Source organism: Defluviimonas salinarum (assembly GCF_026013545.1).
Taxonomy (GTDB): domain Bacteria; phylum Pseudomonadota; class Alphaproteobacteria; order Rhodobacterales; family Rhodobacteraceae; genus Albidovulum; species Albidovulum salinarum.
The window spans coordinates 25,070-48,449 of record NZ_JAPDOG010000020.1; the positions used below are offsets into that span (position 1 = coordinate 25,070).

A 23,380-nucleotide genomic window follows, 5' to 3' on the forward strand; every position below is an offset into this window, starting at 1 on the left:
GATTGTTTTTTCATTGGTTGCGGGGCAGGAACGCGGGCATGAGCGCATACGCATTCACTCTTGCAGGCGCGGCGCTGACCGCGCTGCCGTCCGGGGCGCTCCATTGGGCGGACCAAGGTTGCCTGACCGTTTCCGACCTGCATCTCGGGCGTTCCGAACGCTACGCGCGTCGAGCGGGAGCGCTGCTGCCGCCCTACGAGATCGTGGAGACGCTCTCGCGGCTCGATGCCGATCTCGCGGCCACCGGCGCGGGGATGGTGATCTGTCTCGGCGACACGTTCGACGATCTTCGGGCGGCGGAGCTGGGCGAGGCGCATGCGCTCTGGCTCGCGCGGCTGATGGCCGGGCGGCGCTGGGTCTGGATCGAGGGCAACCACGATCCCGGCCCGGTGGGGCTCGGCGGTGAGCACCGGGCGGAGTTGCGGCTCGGGCCGCTAACCTTCCGGCACATCGCCGAGACGGGGGCGGCGGGCGAGGTCTCGGGCCATTACCATCCGAAGGCGCGGCTTGCGGGCCAGGCGCGGCCCTGCTTTCTTGTCGATGACGCGCGGGTAATCCTGCCCGCCTACGGCACCTATACCGGCGGGCTTTCCTGCGATGACCGGGCGCTCGCCGGGCTGATGGCGCCGGGGGCGCTCGCGGTGCTGACCGGCCGTGTCGCGCGGGCGGTACCGATGCCGCGACGGAGGGGGGACGGATGAGCGGGACGGTCGATCCCGGCCGCGAGGCCAAGGTGCGGGCAAGCTTCGCCCGCCAGAACCTGATGGCGACCTTCGGCGCCGAGATCGTCGCGCTCGGGCCCGGCGAATGCCGGATCGAGGCGCCGATCCTTCCCGCCGCGCGCCAGCAGCATGAAGTCGGTCATGCCGGTCTGACCTTTGCCCTCGGCGACAGTGCAGCGGGCTATGCCGCGCTCACGCTGATGCCGGAGGAGGCGGAGGTGATGACGGCCGAGATGAAGATCAACCTCCTCGCCCCCGCGCGCGGCGAGCGGCTCGTCGCCACCGGCCGCGTCGTGAAGGCCGGCCGGCGGCTCACCGTCGTCACCGCCGAGGTCGCGGTAGAGGCGGCGGGCGAGACCCGCCTGATCGCCGTCCTCCAGGGCACGATGGTCGCGGTCATTCCGGGCTGAGAGCGGTGCTCTCAACCGTGGGTGCGCGCCTTCTCCGGATCGTGGAACGGCAGCGGTGCGACGCGGGCGGTGGTGGTGACGCCGTCCGCAATGACCTCGAGGACCGTGCCCTCGGCGATGTCCGCCCGGACATGGCCAAGCGCCAGCGACTTCGCCATCCGGTGCGACCAGCAGGGGCTGTTGATCACCCCCACCTCTTCGCCGCCGAGCGCCAGCGTGCCGGCGAGCATGTCGCCGTGATCGACAATAAGCCCGACATTGCGGATCCTCTCGTGCCCCTTCGCGGCCATCAGCGCCGCGCGCCCCCGGAACTCCGGTTTCGTCGCGCTTACCGTGAAGCCGAGCCCGACCTCCCAGGGTGTATGGGCCTCGGTCATGTCGTAGCCGTAGAAAAGGAGCCCCGCCTCGATTCTGACCTTGTCGAGCGCGGTGAAGGAGCAGGGCATCACCCCCGCCTCGACGAGCCGGTCCCAGATCGCGCCAGCCACCTCGGCGCGGGCGAAGATCTCGTAGCCGCGCTCGCCGGAATAGCCGGTGCGCGAGATCCGGCAGTCATGGCCGAAAAGCCGGGTCGGCATGTGCTGGAAATAGCCGAGCGCGCCGAGGTCATCCGGCGAGGCCGCGTCGAGGATGTCGAGCACCTTTGGCCCCTGCACCGAGATGTCGTGGAGGTCGTCGTCGAGCGCGAAGGTCACGTCGCGCCCTGCGGCCGAGGCCGCAAGCAGCGCCATCGTGTCGCCCGAGCCGTGGACGATCATCCATTCGCCGCCGTTGTTGGACACGATCGCATCGTCGGCCATCGTGCCCGCTTCGGTCAGGACCGAGAGATAGGCCGACCGGCCGGGCTCGATCCGCGAGATGTCGCGGGTCGTGAGATGATCGAGCACCGAAGCGGCCTCCGGCCCGCGCACGAAGACCTTCTTCAGGGGCGACATGTCGAACATGCCGGCCGCCTCGCGCACCGCGTCGTGCTCAGCCTCGGGGTCGGTCGCGTAGGTCCAGGCGGTGCCCATCCCGTTCCAGTCCTCGAGCCCCGACCCGAGCGCGCGGTGGCGCTCGGCAAGGACGGAGGTTCGGCTGAGGGGTGCGGTCATGGGGATATCCTTTCGGGGTCAGTACCATTCGTCCGGCAACGCCGTCTTGCGGCGGGCCACATAGTCGTCGAGCGCCTCGGCAATGGCAGGATCCATCGGCGGCGCCTCGTAGGCCGCGAGCATCGCCTTCCAGCGGTCGTTGGCGCGTTCCTCGGCGGTGCGGCAGCCGGCCTCGACCCAGCTCTCGTAGGGGCCGGCCTCGGCGATGTCGGGCATGTGGTTGGCAGTCGCGAAATGCCGCATCGTGTGGCTGGTGGAGAGGAAGTTCTGCCCCGGCCCGGCCTCATGGTAGCTCTCGCGGGTGAGCGTGTCGGCGGAGACCTCCATCCCCGAGGCGAGCGTCAGCATCGCCCCGCAATGGTCGAGATCCATGACGAATTTCTCGTAGCCCATGGTCAGCCCGCCCTCGAGCCAGCCGGCCGCGTGCCAGACCTGGTTCGCGCCGGACATGACCGTCGCCCACATCGCCGAGGCGCTGTCCTGCATCGCCTGGCCATCGGGCGAATTGGCCGCCGTGATCTGCCCGCCGCCGGAGCGCACCGGCACCCCGAGCCGCCGCGCGAGCTGGCCGAGCGCCATCGTCACGAGATTGCCCTCGGGCGTGCCGAAGGTCAGCGCGCCGGACTTGAGGCTCATCGTGTTGTGGAAGCTGCCGTAGACCACCGGGCAACCGGGCCGGACGAGCTGCGCGAGCGCGATCCCGGCCATCGCCTCGGCATGGGTCTGGGCGGCGACGGCGGCGGGCGTCACCGGCCCCATCGCGCCGCCGAAGATCGCCGGCGAGACGCAGACGCATTGCCCGGCCGCCGCATAGCTGCGCAGCGCCCCCGTCATCGTCTCGTCGAAGACCAGCGGCGAGTTGACGTTGATGTTGCCCTGCATCACCGCGTGCTCCGCGACCGTATCGGCGCCGTAGGCGATCCGCGCCATCTCGATCGAGTCCTCGGCGCGCGATACCGAGGTCACGGCGCCCATGAAGGGCTTCGCCGACAGCGTCAGATGGGCGTGCACCATGTCGAAATGGCGCTTGTTGACGGGAATGTCGGTCGGCTCGCAGACGGTGCCGCCGGAGTGATGAAGCCAGGGCGACATCCAGGCTAGCTTCACGAAGTTGCGGAAATCCTCGATCGTCGCGTAGCGCCGGCCACGGTCGAGATCGGTCACGAAAGGCGAGCCGTAGCCCGGCATCAGCACGAGGTGATCGCCGCCGAGGACTACCGAGTGGCGCGGATCGCGGGCGTGGAGCGTGAATTCTGCCGGCGCAGTGGCGCAGAGCGCGCGCGCCTGACCGGGCTGGAACCGCACCCGCTCGCCCTTCACCTCGCAACCTGCCGCCGCAAAGAGCCGCAGCGCCTCCGCGTCGCCGCGAAAGTCGATGCCGATCTCGGCGAGGATCCAGTCGGCCTGTTCCTCGAGTTGGGCGAGCGCCTCCTCGCCGAGAAGCTTGTAGGCCGGGATCCGGCGTAGAAAGAGGCCCGCCCCGGTCGCCGCGATGTTGCCCGCAGCCCGCCGGGCGCGGCCGCCGCGCCGCCGCTCGGGACCGGTATCGGAGGTTGCCGGCGCTTCATGGGTCAACACGGTTCGCCTCTTGGCTGGATCGCCGGATGCGGAATTGCCCGGATACGTCCATAGAAAAGGCCAGTTCAGCAAATCGACAAGCGAATTGATTTGCTCTTGTCGTATAGTTTTTCTATACGCAAAAGATGCGGTTCCGCCATTACGACAGCCTGCGCATTTTCGCCACCGTCGCGCGTCATGCGAGCTTCGCCGCCGCTGCCGAGGAGCTCAACCTCACCAAGGGCGCGGTGAGCCACCAGATCCGCGGGCTCGAGGACGTGCTCGGGTTCGCGCTCTTCACGCGCCTGCCGCGCGGCATCGCTCCAACGACCAAGGGGCAGGAACTGGCGGCCACGCTCAAGGCCGCCTTCGACACGGTCGAGGCGCGAATCGCCGATCTGCGCGAGGCGCCCGAAAGGCCGGTGACGGTCGGCGTGACGACCTACTTCGCCTCGCGCTGGCTCTCGCCACGGCTGATGACCTTCCTTGAGGCCCATCCGCGGGTCCGCATCCGCATCCAGCCGATGGTCGACCTGACCGAACTGCAGGGCGAGGGCATCGACCTCGCGATCCGTTGGGGCCGGGGCGACTGGAACGACGTGGCGATCCGCCCGCTCTTTCGCTGTCCTGCCTTCGCCACCGGAGCACCCGCAGCGATGGCACTCGTGCGCGAGGCGGGGCTCGCTGCCGCGCTCGGGCGGCTCACACTGCTCGCCGACCGCTCCGGCAGCGCCGCCTGGGCCGACTGGCACCGCGCCGCCGGCCTGCCCTTCGCCGCGCGGAGCGCGGTCCTGACCGTCGCCGACCCGAACGTGCGCGTCCAGGCAGTGATCGACGGCCAGGGAATCGCGCTCAACGACGCGCTGGTGCAGCCGGAGATCGACGCCGGCCGGCTCTGCCGCCTGTCGGAGCATGCCCTTGATGATTATGGCTATTTCCTCGCCTATGAGGCGGGAACGCTGGCAAATCCGGACGTCGCGGCCTTCGCAGACTGGCTGATCGCGGCGGCGGAGCGAGGATGATGTCTGTCTGGAGGAGAAGTGGTGGCGAGGGGGGGACTCGAACCCCCGACCCCGTGATTATGAGTCACGTGCTCTAACCAGCTGAGCTACCTAGCCACTGCGCGGGCTAGGTATGCCAGCCCCCGCGCCCCGTCAAGGGCGAATCTCGGCCCTCACACACCATGATAGTCGCGGTACCAGGCGACGAAGGCCGCCATCCCGGTACGGATGTCGGTTTCCGGCCCGTAGCCGGTGAGGCGCCGCATCAGGCTGTTGTCGGCCCAGGTCGCCCTTACGTCGCCCTTCTGCATCTCCATCAGGTTGCGTTTCGCCGGTTTGCCCGCCGCGGCCTCGATCGCCGCGATGAAATCTCCGAGCGCCACCTTCTCGCCGTTGCCGATATTGACCACACGCCACGGCGCCACCGGCGACAGGCTGTCGCCCTCCGCGATATCTTCGGGGGCGGCGGGCCGCTCGGGCACGGCGTCGATCAGGAGCCGCACGCCGCGTACCAGATCCGTCACGTAGGTGAAGTCGCGGTACATCTGGCCGTGACCGTAGACGTCGATCGGATCGCCCGCGAGAATCGCCTTGGTGAACTTGAACGGCGCCATGTCCGGGCGCCCCCAGGGGCCGTAGACGGTGAAAAACCGGAAGCAGGTCGTCGGCAGGTTGTAGAGATGCGCCCAGGAATGGCTCAGCGCCTCGGTCGCCTTCTTGGTCGCGGCATAGAGCGACACCTGCGTATCCGCCTTGTCGGTCTCGCGGTAGGGCATCTCGGTATTGGCACCGAAGACCGAGGAGGTCGAGGCGAGAAGCAGGTGCTTCACGCCAAGGTCACGCGCGGCCTCCATCACGTTGAACGTGCCCTCGATATTGGAGGAAAGGTAGCTTCGCGGCGCCTCGAGGCTGTAGCGCACGCCGGCCTGGGCGGCGAGGTGGACGACGACATCGGGCTTGAACGCGGCCATGTCCGCCACGAGCGCCGCGCCGTCCTCAAGCATGCATTCGGTGAAGCCGAAGCCCGGTGTCTGCAGCAGGATGCCTAGACGCGCCCGCTTCAGCGCCACGTCGTAATAGTCGGTCATCCCGTCCATGCCGTGAACCCGGATCCCCTCGTCGAGCAGGAGCTTCGCGAGATGGAAGCCGATGAAGCCGGCCGCCCCGGTGATGTAGACGCGCATGCTGTCCTCCCTGCCCTCGCGCGATGAATAGCCGGTCGGCGCGCGGGGGCCAAGGCCGGGCATCGCCAAATCCCGCGCGCCGCGTTAGGGAGAGCGGGAAAGGAGCCCCGATGCAGCCCCAGATTCCGCTCACCCGCGACCTCGTCCTGATCGGCGGCGGCCATACCCACGCGCTGGTGCTGCGGATGTGGGGGATGCGGCCCCTGCCCGGCGTCCGGCTGACGCTGATCAACCCGGCGCCGACCGCGGCCTATTCCGGCATGCTGCCCGGCCATATCGCCGGGCATTACCCGCGCGAGGCGCTGCAGATCGACCTGGTGCAGCTCGCCCGCCACGCCGGGGCGCGGCTCATCCTCGGCCGCGCCGCGGGGATCGACCGGGAATCAGGCCGGGTGATCGTGCCGGGGCGGCCCGACGTCGCCTACGACGTCGCCTCGATCGACATCGGCATCACCGCCGAGATGCCACGCCTGCCGGGCTTTTCCGACTTCGCAGTGCCGGCGAAGCCGCTCGACGCCTTTGCTGACCGCTGGGAGGCCTATGTGCTCCAGCTTCCCGCCGGCGCGTCGGGGGCCAGGGTCGCCGTGGTCGGCGCTGGCGTCGCCGGGGTCGAACTGGCGCTCGCCGCCCGCCACCGGCTCGGGCCGGAGGCTTCGGTCACGCTCGTTGAGCGCAATCACGCGCTCGCCGCGGTCGGCGCCGGAGCGGGCCGGGCGCTCCGGGCGCATCTCGACCGCGCCCGGATCACCCTGATCGAGCAAATGCCCGCCGCGGCGGTGGAGCCCGACGGCGTGCGGCTCGCGGACGGCCAGCTCGTCCCGGCCGATTTCGTGATCGGCACCGCCGCGGCGCGAGCCCCAGGCTGGCTCGCCACGACCGGGCTGCCGCTGCGGGACGGTTTCGTGACGGTCGATCCGATGCTGCGATCGACCGGCGACAGGTCAATTTTCGCGGCAGGCGACATCGCGCATCTGTCCCACGCGCCGCGCCCGAAGGCCGGGGTCTTCGCCGTGCGCCAGGCGCCGGTGCTCCTGCACAATCTCGACGTCGCGCTCACCGGCACCGGGCGGATGCGGCGCTACCGGCCGCAATCGGACTATCTCAAGCTCATCTCCACCGGATCGAAGCACGCGGTCGCCGACAAGTGGGGACTGCCCGTGGACGGCGCCTGGCTCTGGCGCTGGAAGGACCGGATCGACCGTCGTTTCATGGCGAAGTTCCACGATCTGCCCAAGATGACCCCGCCACCCCTGCCCGCGCGCGTCGCGGCAGGGGTGCGCGAGGAGCTTGGCCGCGGCAAGCCGCTCTGCGGCGGCTGCGGCGCCAAGGTCGGCCAGGCCGATCTCAGGGCCGCGCTCGCAGGCCTGCCCGCGCCGCACCGGCCCGACGTGATCTCGGGCCCCGGCGACGATGCGGCGGTGCTCGCCCACGGCAAGGGCCAGCAGGTGATCACCACCGACCATGTCCGCGCCTTCACCGAGGATCCCTGGCTTCTGGCGCGGATCACCGCGGTTCACGCGATGGGCGATGTATGGTCGATGGGCGCGCGGCCGCAGGCGGCGCTGGCGCAGGTGATCCTGCCGCGCATGTCGCCGCGGCTGCAGGCCGAGACGCTGCGCGAGATCATGGCGGCGGCGGCCGAGACCTTCGGCGCCGAGGGTGCCGATGTCGTCGGCGGCCATACGAGCCTCGGCGCCGAGCTGACCGTCGGGTTCACCGTGACCGGCCTGTCTGCGGAGCCCGCGCTCGCCCAGGCCGGCGCGCGGCCCGGCGACTGGCTGATCCTGACCAAGCCGATCGGCACCGGCGTGATCCTCGCCGCTGAGATGACCCGCGCCGCGCCTGGCGGCGTGGTGGCGGGCGCGCTGGCCTCGATGGCGCGCAGTCAAGGCGCGGCGGCGCGGATCCTCGGCCCCGAGGCCCATGCGATGACCGACATCACCGGATTCGGACTCGCCGGCCACCTGATGACGATGCTCGAGGCCTCGGGCACCGCCGCGCGGATCTCGCTCCGCCATGTTCCGCTCCTGCCCGGCGCCGAGGCGCTCGCGGCGGCGGGGCACGGATCGACGCTCCTGCCCGCGAACCGCGCGGTGATGGCGCGGATGTTCCTGACCGAAAACCCGCGCGCCGATCTGCTCTTCGATCCGCAGACGGCGGGCGGCCTTCTGGCCGCAGTGCCGGCCGCGGCGGCGATGGATCTTGTCCGTCGGCTGCGCGACGCGGGCGAGCCGGCGGCGGTCATCGGTGAGCTGACCGAGGGTCCGGCCTTCCTGACGGTCGAGGACTGATCCATCGGAGCGCCCGTTCCGGGCGCAAGTGATCTCTCGCGCCCGTCGCCAGGGCGACGGGCACTCGGGCGGGGTCAGTCCCGCGCGGATCCCGTGAGCCTGCGCGCGGCCGCGGCCACCCCGCTTGCGAGCGAGCGCAGCGCATCCGGGGCGAGGCTCGGGGTCTCGACCAGCGCCTCGCGCTCGGGCGCGAACCGGGCGCGGTGCTTTTCGTAGCGCGGGTCGTAGTGGCGCTCCATCAGGTCGCGCGCGAGGTCGGGATAGGCGCCCTGCCCCGCGAGCCCGAGCCAGGTCTCGATCACCTCGGCGGCGTGGACCGGCCGGAGCCGTTCCACCACCGCGGCGAGCCTTGCGGGATCGTCGGTCACGTCGGCATAGGCGCGCGCGAGGTAGTCCGCCCGCGCCACCAGCGGCGCCGATATCCGCACGCGCGGCGCGGCGCACATCGCCGCCCAGAGCTGCTTTGGCACCGCGAGATTGCCGACGCGCGAGCTTTCGGCCTCCACCACCACCGGCCGAACCGGATCGAGACCCGCAAGCGCGGTCGCGAGCCGCCCCTCGAACGCCTTCTGCGAGGGCTGGCCGCCGGGCATGTCGCCAAAGAGCGAGCCACGGTGGTTGGCGAGCCCCTCAAGGTCGATCACCTGCAGCCCCTCAGCCGCGAGGAGCCCGAGAACCTCGGTCTTGGCCGAGCCGGTATTGCCGTCGAGCACGACGACCGGCGCCCGGACGGGGCGCTCCTGCAGCTCCTCGACCACGAGCTTGCGCCAGGCCTTGTAGCCGCCCTCGACCAGTTCCACCCGCCAGCCGACCTGGCCGAGGATCGTCGCGAAGGAGCCAGACCGCTGACCGCCGCGCCAGCAATAGACGAGCGGACGCCAGCCGCCCGGCATGTCGGCCAGAGGCCCTTCGAGATGGCGCGCGGCGTTTCGCGCCACGAGGGCGGCCCCGAGCTTGCGGGCGCGGAAGGGCGAGTTCTGCTTGTAGATCGTCCCGACGCGGGCGCGTTCGGCATCGTCGAGCACCGGAAGGTTGATCGCGCCCGGCAGGTGGTCCTCGGCATATTCCGAGGGGGAGCGCACGTCGATCACCGCGTCGAAATCGAACGCGGCCACTTGGGCAAGGGAGGTGAGCGTCAGCGCCATGGCCCCTCATAGCGCCCCCGGCGCTGCGCCGGAAGGGGTGTGATCAGTAGACCATCACCGGCGCGCCGAGCGCGACGCGGTCGTAAAGATCGACGACATGGGAATTGACCATGCGGATGCAGCCGTTCGACACCGATCGTCCGATCGAGTTCGGCTCGGTCGTGCCGTGGATGCGGATCGCAGTGTCATGGCCATTCTGGAAGAGATAGAGCGCCCGCGCGCCCAAAGGATTGTTCGGCCCGCCCGGCATGCCCTCGGCATATTTCGCGTAAGCGGCGGGATTGCGCTCGATCATCTCCGGCGTCGGCTTCCAGCTCGGCCATTCGACCTTGCGCCCGACCACCGCCTGGCCGCGATAGACGAGCTCCGCCTTGCCGACCGCGACGCCGTAGCGGACCGCCCAGCCGGGCTTGGCGATGAAATAGAGGAAATGCTGCGACGAGAGCACGTGGATCGAGCCCGGCACGAAGCTGCGCTTGACGCGCATCACGATGGGGTAGAACTCTGGCGCGATGGTCAGGCCGGGGACCGGCTGGGCAGGCGCCGCGGGCGCCTGTCCCGTTGCGGCGCGTGCGGCCGGTGGCAGGGCGGCGAGCATCCCCGCGGCCAGGGCTCCGGTCACAAGCGCACGACGGTCAGGCATAGTCTCGTTCTCCTCTGCAGCGCCCCCGCGCGAGGCCGCATCCACCAGTCTAACCCAGATTTGTCCTTTTCGATCTGTTTTTTCCGAAGAATCTGGCCGTGTTAGGGCGCGAATATGCCATCCTCGGACCTGTGCGTGCCCGATCCGCCGGCCTTCTATTGCGCCAGATCAATGACGCGGCCCGCGTGCCGGGCGATAGGATCGCAAAGGACAAGCCATGGCCCCGCCCGTCTTCAGAACCGAGAACCTCACCAAGGTCTACGACACCGGCAAGGTGAAGGTCCACGCCCTCGCCGGCGTCGATCTGGAGCTTTACGAGGGCGAGCTGACGGTCCTGCTCGGCCCCTCCGGCTCGGGCAAGTCGACGCTTCTGAACATCCTCGGCGGGCTCGACACCGCGACCTCGGGCCGGGTCTGGTTCCGCGATCTGGAGCTCACCGGGATGGGCGACCGCCAGCTCACCGCCTACCGGCGCGACCATGTCGGCTTCGTCTTCCAGTTCTACAACCTCGTCGCCTCGCTCACCGCGCGCGAGAATGTCCAGCTCGTCACCGATGTCTCGAAGCACCCGATGCGCCCGGCCGAGGCCCTCGCGCTCGTCGGGCTCGAACCGCGGCTCGACCATTTTCCGGCCGAGCTTTCGGGTGGCGAGCAGCAGCGGGTGGCGATCGCGCGGGCCATCGCCAAGCGGCCCGAAGTGCTCCTTTGCGACGAACCGACCGGCGCCCTGGACAGCAAGACAGGCGTCCAGGTGCTCGAGGCGCTTCAGCGCGTGAACGACGAGCTCGGAACCGCGACCGTGGTGATCACCCACAACGCGATGATCCGGAAGATGGCGCACCGGGTCCTCCGCTTCCAGGACGGCCGCATCTCCTCGGTCGAGACCAATGACACCCGCCTCGCGCCCTCGGAGATCGAATGGTGATGCACGCGCTCGACCGCAAGCTCCTGCGCGACTTCTTCCGCCTCTGGGCGCAGGTTCTCGCGATCTCGATGGTGCTGGCCTGCGGGGTCGCGGCGCTGTTGACCTCGTTCGGCATGTACCAGGCGCTCGGCGACAGCCGCGACGCCTATTACGGGCGCAACCGTCTCGCCGATCTTTGGGCGCCGGCGCGGCGCGCGCCGATGTCGCTCCTGCCCGAGATCGCCGCGATCCCCGGCATCCGCACCGCCGAGGCGCGGACCGAGGGCATGGTGATGCTCGACCTGCCGGGGCGCGAGGAGGTCGCGGTCGGCCAGATCCTCTCGCTGCCCGCCTCGGGGGAGCCGCTCCTCAACCTGCCGATCCTGCGCTCGGGCCGCCTGCCCGACCCCGATGCCGAGGCCGAGGTCGCGGTCAACGAGCCCTTCGCGCTCGCCAACGGCTACCGGCCCGGCGACCGCTTCTCGGCCAACCTGAACGGCGCGCGGCGCGAGCTCACGATCACCGGAACCGTGCTCTCGCCCGAATTCATATACGCGCTCGGCCCCGGCGCGCTGATGCCCGACAAGGAGGGCTTCGCGGTCATCTGGATGCCCGAACGCGCGGTGCAGGCCGCCTTCGACATGTCGGGCGCCTTCAACAGCGTGACCATCGCGCTCTATGCCGGCGCGAGCGAGGCCGAGGTGATCGACCGGCTCGACGCCCTGCTCGACCCCTATGGCGGCACCGGCGCCTATGGCCGCGACCGCCAGATCTCCGACAGTTTCGTCTCCTCCGAGATGGACCAGCTCTGGACCATGACGGTCGTGCTACCGCCGATCTTCTTCGGCGTCGCCGCCTTCCTCGTGAACATGGTGCTCGGCCGCATCGTGGCGCTCGAACGCTCAGAGATCGGGCTCCTGAAGGCTCTGGGCTATTCCAACACCGCGATCGCGATGCACTACCTGATGCTCGCCGGGCTGACGGCGGTGGTCGGCATCCTCGTCGGCTGGGGCTTCGGTGCCTGGATGGCGCACGGGCTCGCCACGCTCTACGCCGATTTCTTCAACTTCCCCTACCTGATCTTCCGCGGCTCCTGGACGGTCTACGCGATCTCCGGTCTGATCGGCCTCGGCTCGGCCGCCTTCGGCGCGCTCAGGGTGGCGCTGAAGGCCGCGCGCCTGCCGCCAGCCGTCGCGATGCAGCCACCCGCGCCGCCGCGCTTCCGCCGCGGGCTCATCGACCGGATCATGGCCCGCCTGCGCCTCTCGCAGCCGGCGATGATGATCCTGCGCAACCTCGTGCGCTGGCCGATCCGCGCGGCGGCAAGTGCCCTCGGCCTCTCGATGGCCGTCGCCGTCCTCGCCGCGGCGAGCTTCTTCGACGACGCGCTCGACAAGATGCTCGACACCACCTTCGGCCTCGCCAACCGGCAGGATGTCGTGCTGATGTTCACCGAGGACCTGCCCGAGATCTCGCTCGACGAGTTGCGCAGCCTGCCCGGCGCCATGCAGATCGAGGGGCAGTTGAGCGAGGCGGTGATCCTCCGCAACGGCCATCTCGAAAAGCACACCGGAATCGAGGCGCGCCGCCCCGATTCCGATCTCTCGCGCGTCGTCACCGACGCGGGCCGCGTCACCGCGGTGGCGCCCGGCGGGCTCGTCCTCACCGAGCGGCTCGCCGAGCAGCTCGGCCTCGCCATCGGCGATCCCGTCGAGGTCGAGTTCCTGTCGGGCCGCCGCGAGACAGTGTCGCTGCCACTCCACGCGACGATCCCGCAATACATCGGCCTCGGCGCCTATGCCGATTTCGAGACGCTGAACGCGATCCGCCGCCAGGCGCCGCGCGTCTCGGTCGCCAACGTGACGATCGACGAGGCCCACAGGGCCGAATTCCACCGCGCGCTCAACGAGATGCCGGCGCTCGCCGGGACGGCCATGCTCACCGACATGCTGCGCTCGTTCAAGGACACGATCCAGAAGAACATCGACATCACCGCGACGGTCTACATCGTCATCGCCGTCTTGATCACGGTGGGCGTCACCTACAACGGCGCCCGCATCCAGCTTTCCGAACGCGCCCGCGAACTGGCGAGCCTGCGGATCCTCGGCTTCTCGCGCGGCGAGGTCTCCTTCATCCTCGTCGGAGAGACGATGGTGCTCGCGCTCCTCGCCCAACCCTTCGGCTGGCTCGCCGGCATGGGCATCGCCTGGGCCTTCACCCAGGGCGTGACGAGCGACCTCTACGAGATCCCCTTCGTGATCGTCCCCTCCACCTTCGCCCGCGCGAGCCTGATCGTGCTCGTCACCGCGCTCGTCTCGGCGCTCATCGTGCGCCGCCGCATCGACAGGCTCGACCTCGTCGCGGTCATGAAAACAAGGGAGTGACCCATGGCTCTGCAACCGCGCCACTACATCATCGGCCTCATCGGCGCCGCGACGCTGGCCGGGCTCGGCTGGATCGGTTTCCGGACCGAGCCGGTGCCGGTCGACATCGCTGACCTTGCACGCGGGCCGATGCTGGTCACCGTGAATGCCGACGGCGAGACCCGGATCCATGACGTCTTCGATGTCGCGACCCCGATCTTCGGCACCGCGCGCCGGGCGCCAGTGGAGGTCGGTGACCCTGTGATCGCGGGCGAAACGGTGGTCGCGGTGGTCGAGCCGGCGGCTCCGGCCCTCCTCGACGCGCGCTCACGCCAGCAGGCCCAGGCCGCAGTTCAGGAGGCCGAGGCGGCGCTCCGCTTCGCCGAGGCGCAGCTCCTCCAGACCGAGGAGGAACTCGCCCACGCGCAGAGCCAGTACGACCGCGCCCAGACGCTGGCCGAGCGCGGCGTCACCTCGCTGACCCAGCTCGAGGATGCGGCCCAGATCCTCTCGATCCGCCTCGCCGCGCGCGAGGCCGCGCAGTCGAATGTCGCGATGTCGACCAGCGCCCTGCGACGCGCCCGCGCCGCGCTAATCGAGCCGGGCGCGGCCTCCGGCCCCGGCGAGCAATGCTGCATCACGCTCCGTGCGCCGATCACCGGCACGGTGCTGTCGGTCGACATTGTCAGTGAGCGGCCGGTCCTCGCCGGCACGAGGCTCGTCTCGCTCGGCCGCACCGACGATCTGGAGATCGTCGCCGACCTTCTCTCGGCCGATGCGGTGGGCCTCGAACCCGGCGTCCGCGCCATCGTCGAACGCTGGGGCGGCCCGGTGCCGCTCGAGGCGACTCTGCGGCGGGTTGAACCATCGGCGCGTACCAAGGTCTCCGCCCTCGGAATCGAGGAGCAGCGCGTCGACGCGATCTTCGACATCACCAGCCCGCCCGAGAAGCGCAAGGGGCTCGGCGACGGCTTCGCGGTCTATCTGCGCATCGTCACCTGGGAAGGCGCCGACGTGCTACAGGTGCCGCTTTCGGCGCTCTTCCGCCGGGAGGGCCAGTGGGCGGTGTTCCGCGAGATGGACGGCGGCGCCCGCCTGACCCCGGTCACGATCGGCCGCCGGAACGGCACCGCGGCCGAGGTGACCGAGGGCCTCGCCCCCGGCGACCGGGTGATCCTGCACCCCTCCGACGCCATCGCCGAGGGCACGCCGGTCACCGATCGCGGCGCACCCTGAGCGGACGGTCCTGCGGCGACGCGCGCGTTTGACTTTCCCCGCTCCGCCCCACATCTATCGGCGGAAGGAGGCTCCATGACCACCCACACCACCTTCACCGTCGAGGGCATGAGCTGCGCCTCCTGCGTCGGCCGCGTCGAGCGCGCACTGAAAGCCGTGCCGGGCGTCGAGGACGCGCAGGTGAACCTCATCGCCAGCACCGCGAGCGTCGACTACGACGGCACCGATGCGGTGACGCTCGCCGCGGCGCTCAAGGTGGCGGGCTACCCGGCCACGGAGATCGAGACCCGGCTCGAGGTCGAGGGCATGACCTGTGCCTCCTGCGTCGGTCGGGTCGAACGGGCCCTGAAGTCCGTTCCGGGCGTCGCGGAGGCCGAGGTCAACCTCGCCACCCAGTCGGCCCGCATCCGCTACACCTCCGGCACCACGACGCCCGAGGCGCTCGCCGCCGCCGTCACCGCCGCCGGTTACACGGCGAAGCCGGCCCTCAAAGCAGCACCTTCGGGCGACCGTCAGGCCGACGAGGCCGCAAAACTCCGCCGCGCCGTCGCGATCTCGGCCGTGCTCGCGGTCCCGGTCGTCGTGCTCGCGATGGGCACCCACATGGTGCCCGCCTTTCACCACTGGATCATGGGAACGCTCGGCGAAGCCAATTCCTGGCGCATCCAGTTCGTTCTGACCGCGGCGATCCTCCTCGGCCCCGGCTTCCTCTTCTTCCGCCACGGCATTCCCGCGCTCCTGCGCGGCGCGCCCGAGATGAACTCGCTCGTGGCGCTCGGCAGCCTCGCCGCCTTCGCCTATTCCGCGGTCGCGACCTTCGCCCCCAGCCTTCTCCCCGAGGCCGCGCGCGGCGTCTATTACGAGGCCGCCGCCACCATCGTCACGCTGATCCTGCTCGGCCGGCTCCTCGAGGCCCGCGCCAAGGGCCAGGCCGGCGAGGCGATCCGGCGGCTCATCGGTCTGCGTCCCGAAACAGCGCGGGTCGAGCGCGACGGCGGCGTCGAGGACGTGCCGGTCGAGGATCTCGCCCCCGGCGACATCATCCGCCTCGCACCCGGCGAACGCGTCGCGGTCGACGGCATCGTGACCGCGGGGCATGGCTGGATCGACGAATCCATGCTCACCGGCGAACCCGCCCCGGTCGAAAAGGCCGCGGGCGCCCCGGTCACCGGCGGCACCGTGAACGGCGCCTCCGCCCTCAGCTTCCGCGTCACCGCCACCGGCGCCGATACCGTCCTCGCCCGGATCATCGCCATGGTCGCCGACGCGCAGGGCGCGAAACTCCCGGTCCAGGCGCTCGTCGACCGGATCACGCTCTGGTTCGTCCCCGCGGTGATGGCGCTCGCGGCGCTCTCCTTTCTCACCTGGCTCCTCGTCGGCCCCGCCCCCGCGCTCACCCATGCGCTCGTCGCCGGAATCTCGGTGCTGATCATCGCCTGCCCCTGCGCGATGGGGCTCGCCACCCCGGTCTCTATCCTTGTCGGCACCGGCCGCGGCGCCGAGTTCGGCCTCCTCTTTCGCCGCGGCGACGCGCTGCAGCGGCTCTCCGAGGCGCGCATCGTCGCCTTCGACAAGACCGGCACCCTGACCGAGGGCACGCCGCGCCTCACCGACCTGATCCCGGCGAACGGCTTCGATGCCGACACTGTCCTCGCCCTCGCGGCCGGCGCCGAGGCGCGCTCCGAACACCCGCTCGCCCGCGCGATCCTCGCCGAGGCCGAGGCGCGCGGCCTCACCCCGCCCGAGGCGGAGACCGCCACGGCCCTGCCCGGCCGCGGCCTCACCGCACGCGTGGGCGGCCACGACCTCCTCATCGGCAACGCCCGCGCGCTCGTCGAGGCCGGGGTCGACGCGGCCCCGCTCGTCCCCGAGACCGCGCGCCTCGCCGCCGAGGCCAAGACCCCGATCCTGATCGCCGTCGACGGAAGGCCGGCCGCGCTCCTCGCGGTCGCGGACCCGGTCAAACCGGGTGCCAGGGCGGCGATCGCCGCGCTCCACGAGATGGGCGTGAAGACGGCGATGATCTCCGGCGACGCCAAGGCCACGGCAGAGGCCATCGCCGCCGACCTCGGCATCGACCATGTCGAGGCCGAGGTCCTGCCCGAAGGCAAGGTCGCAGCCCTCGAATCCCTCAAGTCGCAAGGTACGACCGCCTTCACCGGTGACGGCATCAACGACGCCCCCGCCCTCGCCGCCGCCGATATCGGCATCGCCATGGGCACCGGCACCGATGTCGCGATCGAGGCCGCCGAGGTCGTGCTGATGACCGGCGACCCCGGCGCGGTCGCGGACGCGGTCCGGCTCTCGCGCACGACGATGCGCAACATCCGCCAAAACCTCTTCTGGGCCTTCGGCTACAACGTGCTGCTGATCCCGGTCGCCGCCGGCCTCCTCTACCCGGTGAACGGCATGCTGCTCTCGCCGATGCTCGCCGCCGCCGCGATGGCCCTCTCCTCGGTCTTCGTGGTGACGAACGCGCTCCGGCTCCGCCGCGCCGGCCCCTGGCGACAAAGACAGGCCTGATCCTTCTTCATTGCCGAAATACCCCGCGGGGTCCCGGGGGGCGGCGCCCCCCCGGCCTCGCCGTCAGTCCCGCGCCCGCAGGACCTGCGCCGGCCGCGCCGCCAGCGGCCGGAGCGCGAAGAGAAGCCCCGCGACCAGCGTCGCCAGCGCCCCGCCGACAACGATGGACAGGGCCGAGACCGGCTCGAAGCGGAACGCCCCCTCCATCACGAAGACCATCACCGCCCAGCCCGCACCGGCGCCGAACCCGACGGCCACCAGCCCCGCCGCCGCCCCCATCAGCGCCGAACGGAGCGCGAAGCTCCTCAGCACCAGCCCGCGCGTCGCCCCGAGCGTCTTTAGCACCGCGGCCTCGAAGACCCGCGCCCGCTCGCCCGCCGCCGCCGCACCGACGAGCACCACGACCCCGGTCAGAAGCGTCACCCCGGCGGCGATCGCGGTGGCCCGGGCGATCGCCGCCAGCGCCTCGGAGACCCGGTCGACCACGTCGCGGACCCGGATCGCGGTGATGTTGGGATAGACCGAGGCGAGATCGCGCAGGATCGCCGCCTCGGCGGACGGATCGGCATGGACGGTGGCGATCCAGCTGTGCGGCGCGCCGGCGAGCGCCGCGGGGTTCATCGACATCACGAAGCCGATGCCGCCGGTGCCGAAATCCACCTCGCGGAACGAGGTGATCCCGGCCTCGATGTCGCGGCCAAGGACGTTCACCGTCACTCGGTCGCCGAGCCTCAGGCCGATCTCCTCGGCCTCCTCGCGCGCGAAGCTCATCTGCGGCGGCCCGGCGTAATCCTCCGGCCACCACGCCCCCGCCACGATCCTCGTGCCCTCCGGAGGTACCGCCGCATAGGTCAGACCGCGATCGCCCCGCACCACCCAGTGATCGCCCGCCACCTCGCGCGCGTCACGGCCATTGATCTCCGTCACCACGCCCCTCAGCATCGGCGCGGCCTCGACCTTCGTCACCGCCCGGTCGCCGTCGAGCCGGGCCCGGAAGCCCTCGATCTGGTCGGGCTGGATGTCGACGAAGAAATAGGACGGCGCCACCTCCGGCAGGTCCTCGGCGATGGCGCCCCTGAGATTGGCGTCGATCTGGCCGACGGCGGCGAGGACCGAGAGCCCGAGCCCAAGCGACAGCACCACCGCCCGCGCCTCCTCGCGCGGTCCGCCGATGGCCGAGAGCGCGAGCCTGAGCGCCGGGCGCCCGCGCGCGCGCTTGCCCATCCGCCGGGCGATCCGGCTGAGCGCGAAGGCCGCCAGGGCGAGCACGACAAGCGCCGCCGCGACGCCGCCGAGCGTCCAGAGCGCGAGGGTCGGCACGCCGGACAGCGACGTGGCCACGACGACCAGAAGACCGGCGATGGATGCCAGCACGAGCCCCAGCCGCCAGCCCGGCCATTGCCGCCGCCCTGGCCCGAGATCGCGGAAAAGCGCCGCCGCCTTCACCTCGCGCGTCCGTGCCAGTGGCCAGAGCGCGAAAAGCGCGGCGGCAAGGGCACCATAAAGCCCGGCCTCGGCCAGCGGCCGGCCGGTCACGACCATCTCGACCGGGATCGGCAGCCGCGCGGCGATGAGCGGGCCGGCCAGAACCGGCAACGCCGCGCCAAGCACCAGCCCCAGGGCGATGCCGATCCCCGCCAGCACGCCGATCTGGACGAGATAGACCGCGAAGATCATTCGGCTTTCCGCCCCGAGCGCCTTCAGCGCCGCCATCGTCTCGACCCGGCCCTCCAGGTAGGAGGTCACCGCCGCGCCGATGCCGACACCGCCGACGGCGAGCCCGGCGAGCCCGACCAGCACCAGGAACGAGCCCATCCGCTCCACGAATCTCTGCATCCCCGGCGCGCCGCGCCGCGCGTCGCGCCACCGGAGCCCGGTGTCGCGGAACGCCGCCTCGGCCTCGCGCTTGAGTGCGTCGAGGTCGCTCCCCGCCGGCAGCAGGAGCCGGTAATGGGTGTCGAAGAGACTGCCGGGCTCCAGAAGCCCCGAGCCCGCGAGCGCGTCGCTCCGCACGATGCTGCGCGGCCCGAAGGTGAAGCCCGACGTGGCGCCGTCCGGCTCGCGCAGGAGCCGCGCAGCGACACGAAACTCCTTCAGCCCGAGCCGGAAGCGGTCGCCGACCGCGAGCCCGAGCCGGTCGGCCAGCACCGGGTCGAGCACCGCGCCCGGCACCCCGTCCACATCCGCCAGCGCCTCGGCCAGCGGCATGTCGGGATCGAGCACCAGCCGCCCGGTCAGCGGATAGGCCGCATCCACGCCCTTGACCTGGGTCAGCGCCCGTTCGGCCGTCTCGCCCGCGCCCGCGACCGCCATGGAGCGGAAATCGACGACCTCGGCCACCCGCTCGGCCCGGCGCTCCATGAAGCCGCGCTCGGCCTCGCTCGCGTAGCGATAGGTAAAGGACATCTCGGCATCGCCGCCCAGAAGCACCGCGCCCTGGTCGCGGATCGCCACCTCGATCGCCGACCGGACAGTGCCCACCGCGGCGATCGCCGCGACCCCGAGCATCAGACAGAGGAGGAAGACGGTAAAGCCGCCGAGCCCGCCGCGCATCTCGCGCCGGGCGATCCGGGCGGCGAGCGCGAGCGTCATTCGGCCACCTTGCGGGCCAGTTCCTCACCGGCGATCCGCCCGTCGAGAAGCCGCACCACGCGGTCGCAGCGCGCTGCAAGCTCGGGCGCATGGGTGACGAGGATGAGCGTCGCGCCATGCCGGTCGCGCAGGCCGAAGAGAAGCTCCATGATCGCCTCGCCGGTCGCCCCGTCGAGATTGCCGGTGGGCTCGTCGGCGAGGAAGATCGCCGGGCGCGGCGCGGCGGCGCGGGCCAGCGCCACGCGCTGCTGCTCGCCACCCGAGAGCTGCGCCGGATAATGGTCCATCCGCGCGCCGAGACCCATCGCCTCCAGCTCCGCCGCCGCGCGGCCGAAGGCGTCGCGCTTGCCCGCCAGTTCCAGCGGGATCGCGACATTCTCCAGCGCGGTCATCGTCGGAATAAGGTGGAAGGACTGGAACACGATCCCCATATTGCCCCGGCGGAACCGGGCAAGCTGGTCCTCGTCCATCGCCGTCAGGTCCTGGCCCAGAGCCTCGACCCGGCCCGATGTGGCGCGTTCGAGCCCGCCCATCAGCATGAGGAGCGAGGACTTGCCCGACCCGGACGGACCGACCAGACCGAGGCTTTCGCCGCGCGCGACCGACAGCGTGACGCCGCGCAGGATCTCCAGCGGACCGGCATTGCCCTCCAGCACCAGCCGGGCCGCTTCCATCTTCAGGATCGTCTCGCTCATCCGGTCTATCCGCCCGTTCCACCTTCCGAATCCATATGGGGTCCGGGGGCGCGCTGGCAACCTCGCCCGCGCCACAGCCCTGCTCGCGGCGCTCGTTCCGGCGGGGGCGGCGGCCGAGCCGCTGACCCTGCTCGCCTTCGGTGACAGCCTCACCGCGGGCTACGGCCTGCCGCCCGAAGAGGGGTTCGTGCAGCAGCTGCAAGGCTGGCTCGCCGAGCATGGCGCCGAGGTCACGGTCCTGAACGGCGGCGTTTCGGGCGACACGACGGCCGGCGGGCTGGCGCGGATCGACTGGGCGCTGACGCCCGAGGTCGATGCGATGATCGTGACGCTCGGCGGCAACGACCTCCTGCGTGGCCTGCCGCCGGAGGAGGCGCGAGCCAATCTCGACGCGATCCTCGACCGGGCCGACGAACGCCAGCTTCCGGTCCTCCTCGTACCGATGACGGCACCGGGCAACTACGGGCCCGACTACAAGGACGCCTTTGACGCAATCTACCCCGAGCTTGCCAAGGAGCATGGCGCCCGCCTCGCCCCGCCCTTCCTCTCTCCGATCCTCGCGCAGGAGGATCGCGCCGCCGCGATCGCCGCCTACATCCAGCCCGACGGGCTGCACCCGAACGCCGAGGGCGTGGCGCTCGTGGTCGAGGGGCTCGGGCCGGAGGTGCTGGACATGCTCGACAGCGCGGAGTGAGGCGCCCGGCGCGCGTCACGGGCCAAGCTGCGGCCCCGGCGCATCGGGATTGATGAACTCCGCCTCGATCCGGATCGCGACCTCGTCGCCCACGCCGAGCGTGGTGCCGGGCGCGGGAAGGCCGAAGGTGATCCCGAAATCCGACCGGAAGATCGTGCCGCGCGCCGAGAACCCGACCCGCGCCCCACCGGGATCCTGCGGATGTCCGGCATAACCGCCGTTGAAGGTCACGCTGAGCGTGATCCGGCGGGTGACGCCGTGGAGCGTCAGGTCCCCCGTCACCGCCGCCCGCTCCGGCGCGACGAGCCGCACCGCGCGGCTCTCGAAGGTGATCTCGGGGTAACGCGCGGCGTCGAGGAAGTCCGGCCCCTCCAAAATGGCGTCGAAATCGACCTCGGGATCGGGGTGGAGGGTCCGCACCGACCCCGGTTCGACGCGCGCCTTCAGTTCCATCGCCTCGGGATCGGTGGGGTCGAAGGCCAGCGTGGCCTCGAGCCCGGTCAGGTAGAGGGTGTAGTTCGAGAAGCCGAGATGGCTGACCGCGACGCTGAGACGCGCATGGGCCGGATCGAGGCGGTATTCCCCCGCGGGCGCGAGCGTGGCGACCGGCACGATACCCGGACGCTCCTCGGCGCCGGCACCCGCACCGGCAAGGAGGATGGCGATCAGGAAGGCGCGGGAACGCGCGAACGGCGGCAATGTGGTTTCCCTCGTCATGGGCTCTGGCGGCCAAGCTCCACCGGCGCCGGGCGGCTGTCAACGCGCGAGTCCGGGCCGCGCTCCGGATCGGCGCCGCGCCGCGCGGCGCGAGTTAGTTTCTGCTGGCCAATGCTGCGCATAGACAGGAAAGTGGCGCCAGACTCCGGAGGCTCCCCGCATGACCCTCATCGAGCGGCTCGCCGAAATCGTCGGCCCCGCAAACGTCCTGACCGGCGCCGACACGGCCCCTTACCGCGACGACTGGACCGGCAGGTACTGGTCCGAACCGCGCGCGGTCCTGCGCCCGGCCACGACCGCGGAGGTCGCCGCGATCCTGCGCCTCGCTAGCGTCGAGGCGCTTCCCGTCGTCCCCGCCGGCGGGCGCACCGGCCTCACCGGCGGCACCGAGGCCGAAGGCGCGCTCATGCTGTCGCTCGAACGGATGAACCGGATCCGCGCGATCCGCCCCGAGGCGCGAACCGCCGTCGTCGAGGCCGGTGTCATCCTGTCGACCCTCCACGACGCGACCGCGGCGCTGGACCTCTACTTTCCGCTCTGGTTCGGTGCACGCGGGTCGGCGACGATCGGCGGGGCGCTCTCGACCAATGCCGGCGGGTCCAACGTGCTGCGCTACGGCTCCACCCGCGCGCTCTGCCTCGGGCTCGAGGTGGTTCTGGCCGACGGGCGGGTGATGGATCTCATGTCCGAGTTGCACAAGGACAACTCCGGCTACGACCTGAAGGACCTCTTCATCGGCGCCGAAGGCACGCTCGGCGTCATCACCGCGGCGGTGATGAAGCTCGTTCCCGCCCCGCGCGCCCATGCGACCGCGATGCTCGCCGCGCCCTCGCTGACCGCGGCGCTGGCGCTGCTCAACCGGCTGCAACACGCGACCGGCGGCCTCGTCGAGGCTTTCGAGTTCATGCCGCGCGACTACATGGAACAGCTCCGCGACCGGCGCCCCGATCTCGGCCAGCCGTTCGCGGAGATCCACGACGTGACGATCCTCGTCGAGCTCGGCGCGACCGCACCCCGCGACACCGACCCCGGCCCTGACGGCAGCGTCCCCCTGACCGGGCTTCTCGAGGAGACGCTCGGCGCCATGCTGGAAGAGGGGCTGGTTCTCGACGCCGTCATCGCCACGTCCGAGGCCCAGCGCGCGGCGATCTGGGCCCGGCGCGAGGCGGCGGCGGAGATCGCGACCGGGGTCGGCCATGCCGTCGATCTCGACGTGGCGCTGCCGCTCGACCGGGTCGAGACCTTCCTCGCGCGGCTGCAGGACGGGCTTCATGCCCTCGCCCCCTGCGCCGTGACCAACACGGTCGGCCACCTCGGCGACGGCAACATCCACCTCGCAATCTTTCCAGGCCGAGAGGATGCCGCGCTAGACGACCGGATCACCGAGGCGGTGGAGGATATCGTCGCCGATCTCGGCGGATCGTTCTCGGCCGAGCACGGGATCGGCCGGTCGAAGCTCGGCTCGATGCGGCGGCGCAAGGATCCCGTGGCGCTCGACATGATGCGGGCGGTGAAGGCGGCCTTCGATCCGAAAGGGATCCTCAATCCCGGAAAGACCGTGCCCGAAAGCCGGGCCTGACCGTCGGCCGAAACGGTTCGGCCCCGTCAA

General features: G+C 70.9%; 18 protein-coding genes and 1 tRNA gene. 10 read left to right on the plus strand and 9 right to left on the minus strand.

Annotated elements, in window-relative coordinates; all coding sequences use genetic code 11:
• Window positions 1-38 precede the first annotated feature (38 nt).
• Together pdeM and OM960_RS18335 are read left to right on the plus strand one after the other, a co-directional pair.
• The gene (pdeM, locus tag OM960_RS18330) at window positions 39-701 is read left to right on the plus strand and encodes a ligase-associated DNA damage response endonuclease PdeM (RefSeq protein ID WP_263333657.1); all 663 of its coding nucleotides are present in this window, start codon (window positions 39-41) and stop codon (window positions 699-701) included.
• Entirely contained in the window at window positions 698-1,132 is a 435-nt protein-coding gene (locus OM960_RS18335) for a PaaI family thioesterase (protein ID WP_263333659.1), read from the plus strand. Before pdeM ends, OM960_RS18335 begins: the two co-directional genes overlap by 4 nt.
• Window positions 1,133-1,143: 11 nt before the next feature.
• On the opposite strand, the gene OM960_RS18340 is transcribed toward OM960_RS18335, so the two are convergent.
• Window positions 1,144-2,226 (minus strand): aminomethyl transferase family protein, encoded by a 1,083-nt coding sequence (locus OM960_RS18340; RefSeq protein ID WP_264772955.1) that lies wholly within the window; start codon window positions 2,224-2,226, stop codon window positions 1,144-1,146.
• Between the two features lie 18 nt (window positions 2,227-2,244).
• Window positions 2,245-3,801, minus strand: a complete 1,557-nt coding sequence (locus OM960_RS18345) for a trimethylamine methyltransferase family protein (protein ID WP_264772956.1) — start codon at window positions 3,799-3,801, stop codon at window positions 2,245-2,247.
• A gap of 128 nt (window positions 3,802-3,929) precedes the next feature.
• On the opposite strand from OM960_RS18345, the gene OM960_RS18350 reads away from it, so the two are divergent.
• A complete protein-coding gene (locus tag OM960_RS18350; RefSeq protein ID WP_263333665.1) occupies window positions 3,930-4,805 on the plus strand; it encodes a LysR substrate-binding domain-containing protein in 876 nt (291 codons plus the stop codon).
• A 19-nt stretch (window positions 4,806-4,824) separates the two neighbouring features.
• On the opposite strand, the gene OM960_RS18355 is transcribed toward OM960_RS18350, so the two are convergent.
• Both OM960_RS18355 and OM960_RS18360 read right to left on the minus strand, forming a co-directional pair.
• Window positions 4,825-4,901: transfer RNA gene (locus tag OM960_RS18355), tRNA-Met, on the minus strand.
• 56 nt (window positions 4,902-4,957) lie between these two features.
• Window positions 4,958-5,968: an NAD-dependent epimerase/dehydratase family protein gene (locus OM960_RS18360; RefSeq protein WP_263333667.1), complete on the minus strand. Its 1,011-nt coding sequence runs from the start codon at window positions 5,966-5,968 to the stop codon at window positions 4,958-4,960.
• 110 nt (window positions 5,969-6,078) lie between these two features.
• On the opposite strand from OM960_RS18360, the gene selD reads away from it, so the two are divergent.
• Complete coding sequence (gene selD / locus OM960_RS18365; RefSeq protein WP_264772957.1) at window positions 6,079-8,259, plus strand: selenide, water dikinase SelD; 2,181 nt, start codon at window positions 6,079-6,081, stop codon at window positions 8,257-8,259.
• Window positions 8,260-8,333: 74 nt separating this feature from the next.
• On the opposite strand, the gene mnmH is transcribed toward selD, so the two are convergent.
• The gene (gene mnmH, locus OM960_RS18370; RefSeq protein WP_264772958.1) at window positions 8,334-9,404 is read right to left on the minus strand and encodes a tRNA 2-selenouridine(34) synthase MnmH; all 1,071 of its coding nucleotides are present in this window, start codon (window positions 9,402-9,404) and stop codon (window positions 8,334-8,336) included.
• Window positions 9,405-9,447: 43 nt separating this feature from the next.
• The gene (locus OM960_RS18375; protein ID WP_264772959.1) at window positions 9,448-10,047 is read right to left on the minus strand and encodes a L,D-transpeptidase; all 600 of its coding nucleotides are present in this window, start codon (window positions 10,045-10,047) and stop codon (window positions 9,448-9,450) included.
• 217 nt (window positions 10,048-10,264) lie between these two features.
• Between OM960_RS18375 and OM960_RS18380 the strand changes: the two genes are divergently transcribed.
• From OM960_RS18380 to OM960_RS18395, 4 genes are all read left to right on the plus strand, one after another.
• Window positions 10,265-10,972 (plus strand): ABC transporter ATP-binding protein, encoded by a 708-nt coding sequence (locus tag OM960_RS18380; RefSeq protein WP_263333674.1) that lies wholly within the window; start codon window positions 10,265-10,267, stop codon window positions 10,970-10,972.
• Complete coding sequence (locus tag OM960_RS18385; RefSeq protein WP_264772960.1) at window positions 10,966-13,335, plus strand: ABC transporter permease; 2,370 nt, start codon at window positions 10,966-10,968, stop codon at window positions 13,333-13,335. The genes OM960_RS18380 and OM960_RS18385 overlap by 7 nt, the downstream gene beginning before the upstream one ends.
• Window positions 13,336-13,338: 3 nt before the next feature.
• Window positions 13,339-14,550, plus strand: a complete 1,212-nt coding sequence (locus OM960_RS18390; RefSeq protein ID WP_264772961.1) for an efflux RND transporter periplasmic adaptor subunit — start codon at window positions 13,339-13,341, stop codon at window positions 14,548-14,550.
• Window positions 14,551-14,625: 75 nt separating this feature from the next.
• Window positions 14,626-17,073 carry a heavy metal translocating P-type ATPase gene (locus OM960_RS18395; RefSeq protein ID WP_264772962.1) on the plus strand — a complete coding sequence of 816 codons (2,448 nt, stop codon included), beginning with the start codon at window positions 14,626-14,628 and terminating at the stop codon, window positions 17,071-17,073.
• 63 nt (window positions 17,074-17,136) lie between these two features.
• Here OM960_RS18395 and OM960_RS18400 read toward each other — a convergent pair whose 3' ends face one another.
• Complete coding sequence (locus OM960_RS18400; protein WP_264772963.1) at window positions 17,137-19,665, minus strand: ABC transporter permease; 2,529 nt, start codon at window positions 19,663-19,665, stop codon at window positions 17,137-17,139.
• Entirely contained in the window at window positions 19,662-20,360 is a 699-nt protein-coding gene (locus OM960_RS18405; protein ID WP_263333684.1) for an ABC transporter ATP-binding protein, read from the minus strand. Before OM960_RS18405 ends, OM960_RS18400 begins: the two co-directional genes overlap by 4 nt.
• A 79-nt stretch (window positions 20,361-20,439) precedes the next feature.
• On the opposite strand from OM960_RS18405, the gene OM960_RS18410 reads away from it, so the two are divergent.
• On the plus strand, window positions 20,440-21,054 hold the full coding sequence (locus OM960_RS18410; RefSeq protein WP_263333762.1) for an arylesterase: 615 nt from the start codon (window positions 20,440-20,442) through the stop codon (window positions 21,052-21,054).
• 15 nt (window positions 21,055-21,069) lie between these two features.
• Here OM960_RS18410 and OM960_RS18415 read toward each other — a convergent pair whose 3' ends face one another.
• Window positions 21,070-21,771, minus strand: a complete 702-nt coding sequence (locus OM960_RS18415; RefSeq protein WP_263333685.1) for a YceI family protein — start codon at window positions 21,769-21,771, stop codon at window positions 21,070-21,072.
• 160 nt (window positions 21,772-21,931) lie between these two features.
• Between OM960_RS18415 and OM960_RS18420 the strand changes: the two genes are divergently transcribed.
• Entirely contained in the window at window positions 21,932-23,350 is a 1,419-nt protein-coding gene (locus OM960_RS18420) for an FAD-binding oxidoreductase (protein ID WP_263333687.1), read from the plus strand.
• Window positions 23,351-23,380: the final 30 nt, after the last annotated feature.

Bases quoted from the DNA above. Each gene is read 5' to 3' on its own strand.
- pdeM (WP_263333657.1), top strand. From the start codon at position 39: ATGAGCGCATACGCATTCACTCTTGCAGGCGCGGCGCTGACCGCGCTG.
- OM960_RS18335 (WP_263333659.1), top strand. From the start codon at position 698: ATGAGCGGGACGGTCGATCCCGGCCGCGAGGCCAAGGTGCGGGCAAGC.
- OM960_RS18340 (WP_264772955.1), bottom strand. From the start codon at position 2,226: ATGACCGCACCCCTCAGCCGAACCTCCGTCCTTGCCGAGCGCCACCGC.
- OM960_RS18350 (WP_263333665.1), top strand. From the start codon at position 3,930: ATGCGGTTCCGCCATTACGACAGCCTGCGCATTTTCGCCACCGTCGCG.
- OM960_RS18360 (WP_263333667.1), bottom strand. From the start codon at position 5,968: ATGCGCGTCTACATCACCGGGGCGGCCGGCTTCATCGGCTTCCATCTC.
- selD (WP_264772957.1), top strand. From the start codon at position 6,079: ATGCAGCCCCAGATTCCGCTCACCCGCGACCTCGTCCTGATCGGCGGC.
- mnmH (WP_264772958.1), bottom strand. From the start codon at position 9,404: ATGGCGCTGACGCTCACCTCCCTTGCCCAAGTGGCCGCGTTCGATTTC.
- OM960_RS18375 (WP_264772959.1), bottom strand. From the start codon at position 10,047: ATGCCTGACCGTCGTGCGCTTGTGACCGGAGCCCTGGCCGCGGGGATG.
- OM960_RS18380 (WP_263333674.1), top strand. From the start codon at position 10,265: ATGGCCCCGCCCGTCTTCAGAACCGAGAACCTCACCAAGGTCTACGAC.
- OM960_RS18385 (WP_264772960.1), top strand. From the start codon at position 10,966: ATGGTGATGCACGCGCTCGACCGCAAGCTCCTGCGCGACTTCTTCCGC.
- OM960_RS18390 (WP_264772961.1), top strand. From the start codon at position 13,339: ATGGCTCTGCAACCGCGCCACTACATCATCGGCCTCATCGGCGCCGCG.
- OM960_RS18395 (WP_264772962.1), top strand. From the start codon at position 14,626: ATGACCACCCACACCACCTTCACCGTCGAGGGCATGAGCTGCGCCTCC.
- OM960_RS18400 (WP_264772963.1), bottom strand. From the start codon at position 19,665: ATGACGCTCGCGCTCGCCGCCCGGATCGCCCGGCGCGAGATGCGCGGC.
- OM960_RS18405 (WP_263333684.1), bottom strand. From the start codon at position 20,360: ATGAGCGAGACGATCCTGAAGATGGAAGCGGCCCGGCTGGTGCTGGAG.
- OM960_RS18415 (WP_263333685.1), bottom strand. From the start codon at position 21,771: ATGACGAGGGAAACCACATTGCCGCCGTTCGCGCGTTCCCGCGCCTTC.
- OM960_RS18420 (WP_263333687.1), top strand. From the start codon at position 21,932: ATGACCCTCATCGAGCGGCTCGCCGAAATCGTCGGCCCCGCAAACGTC.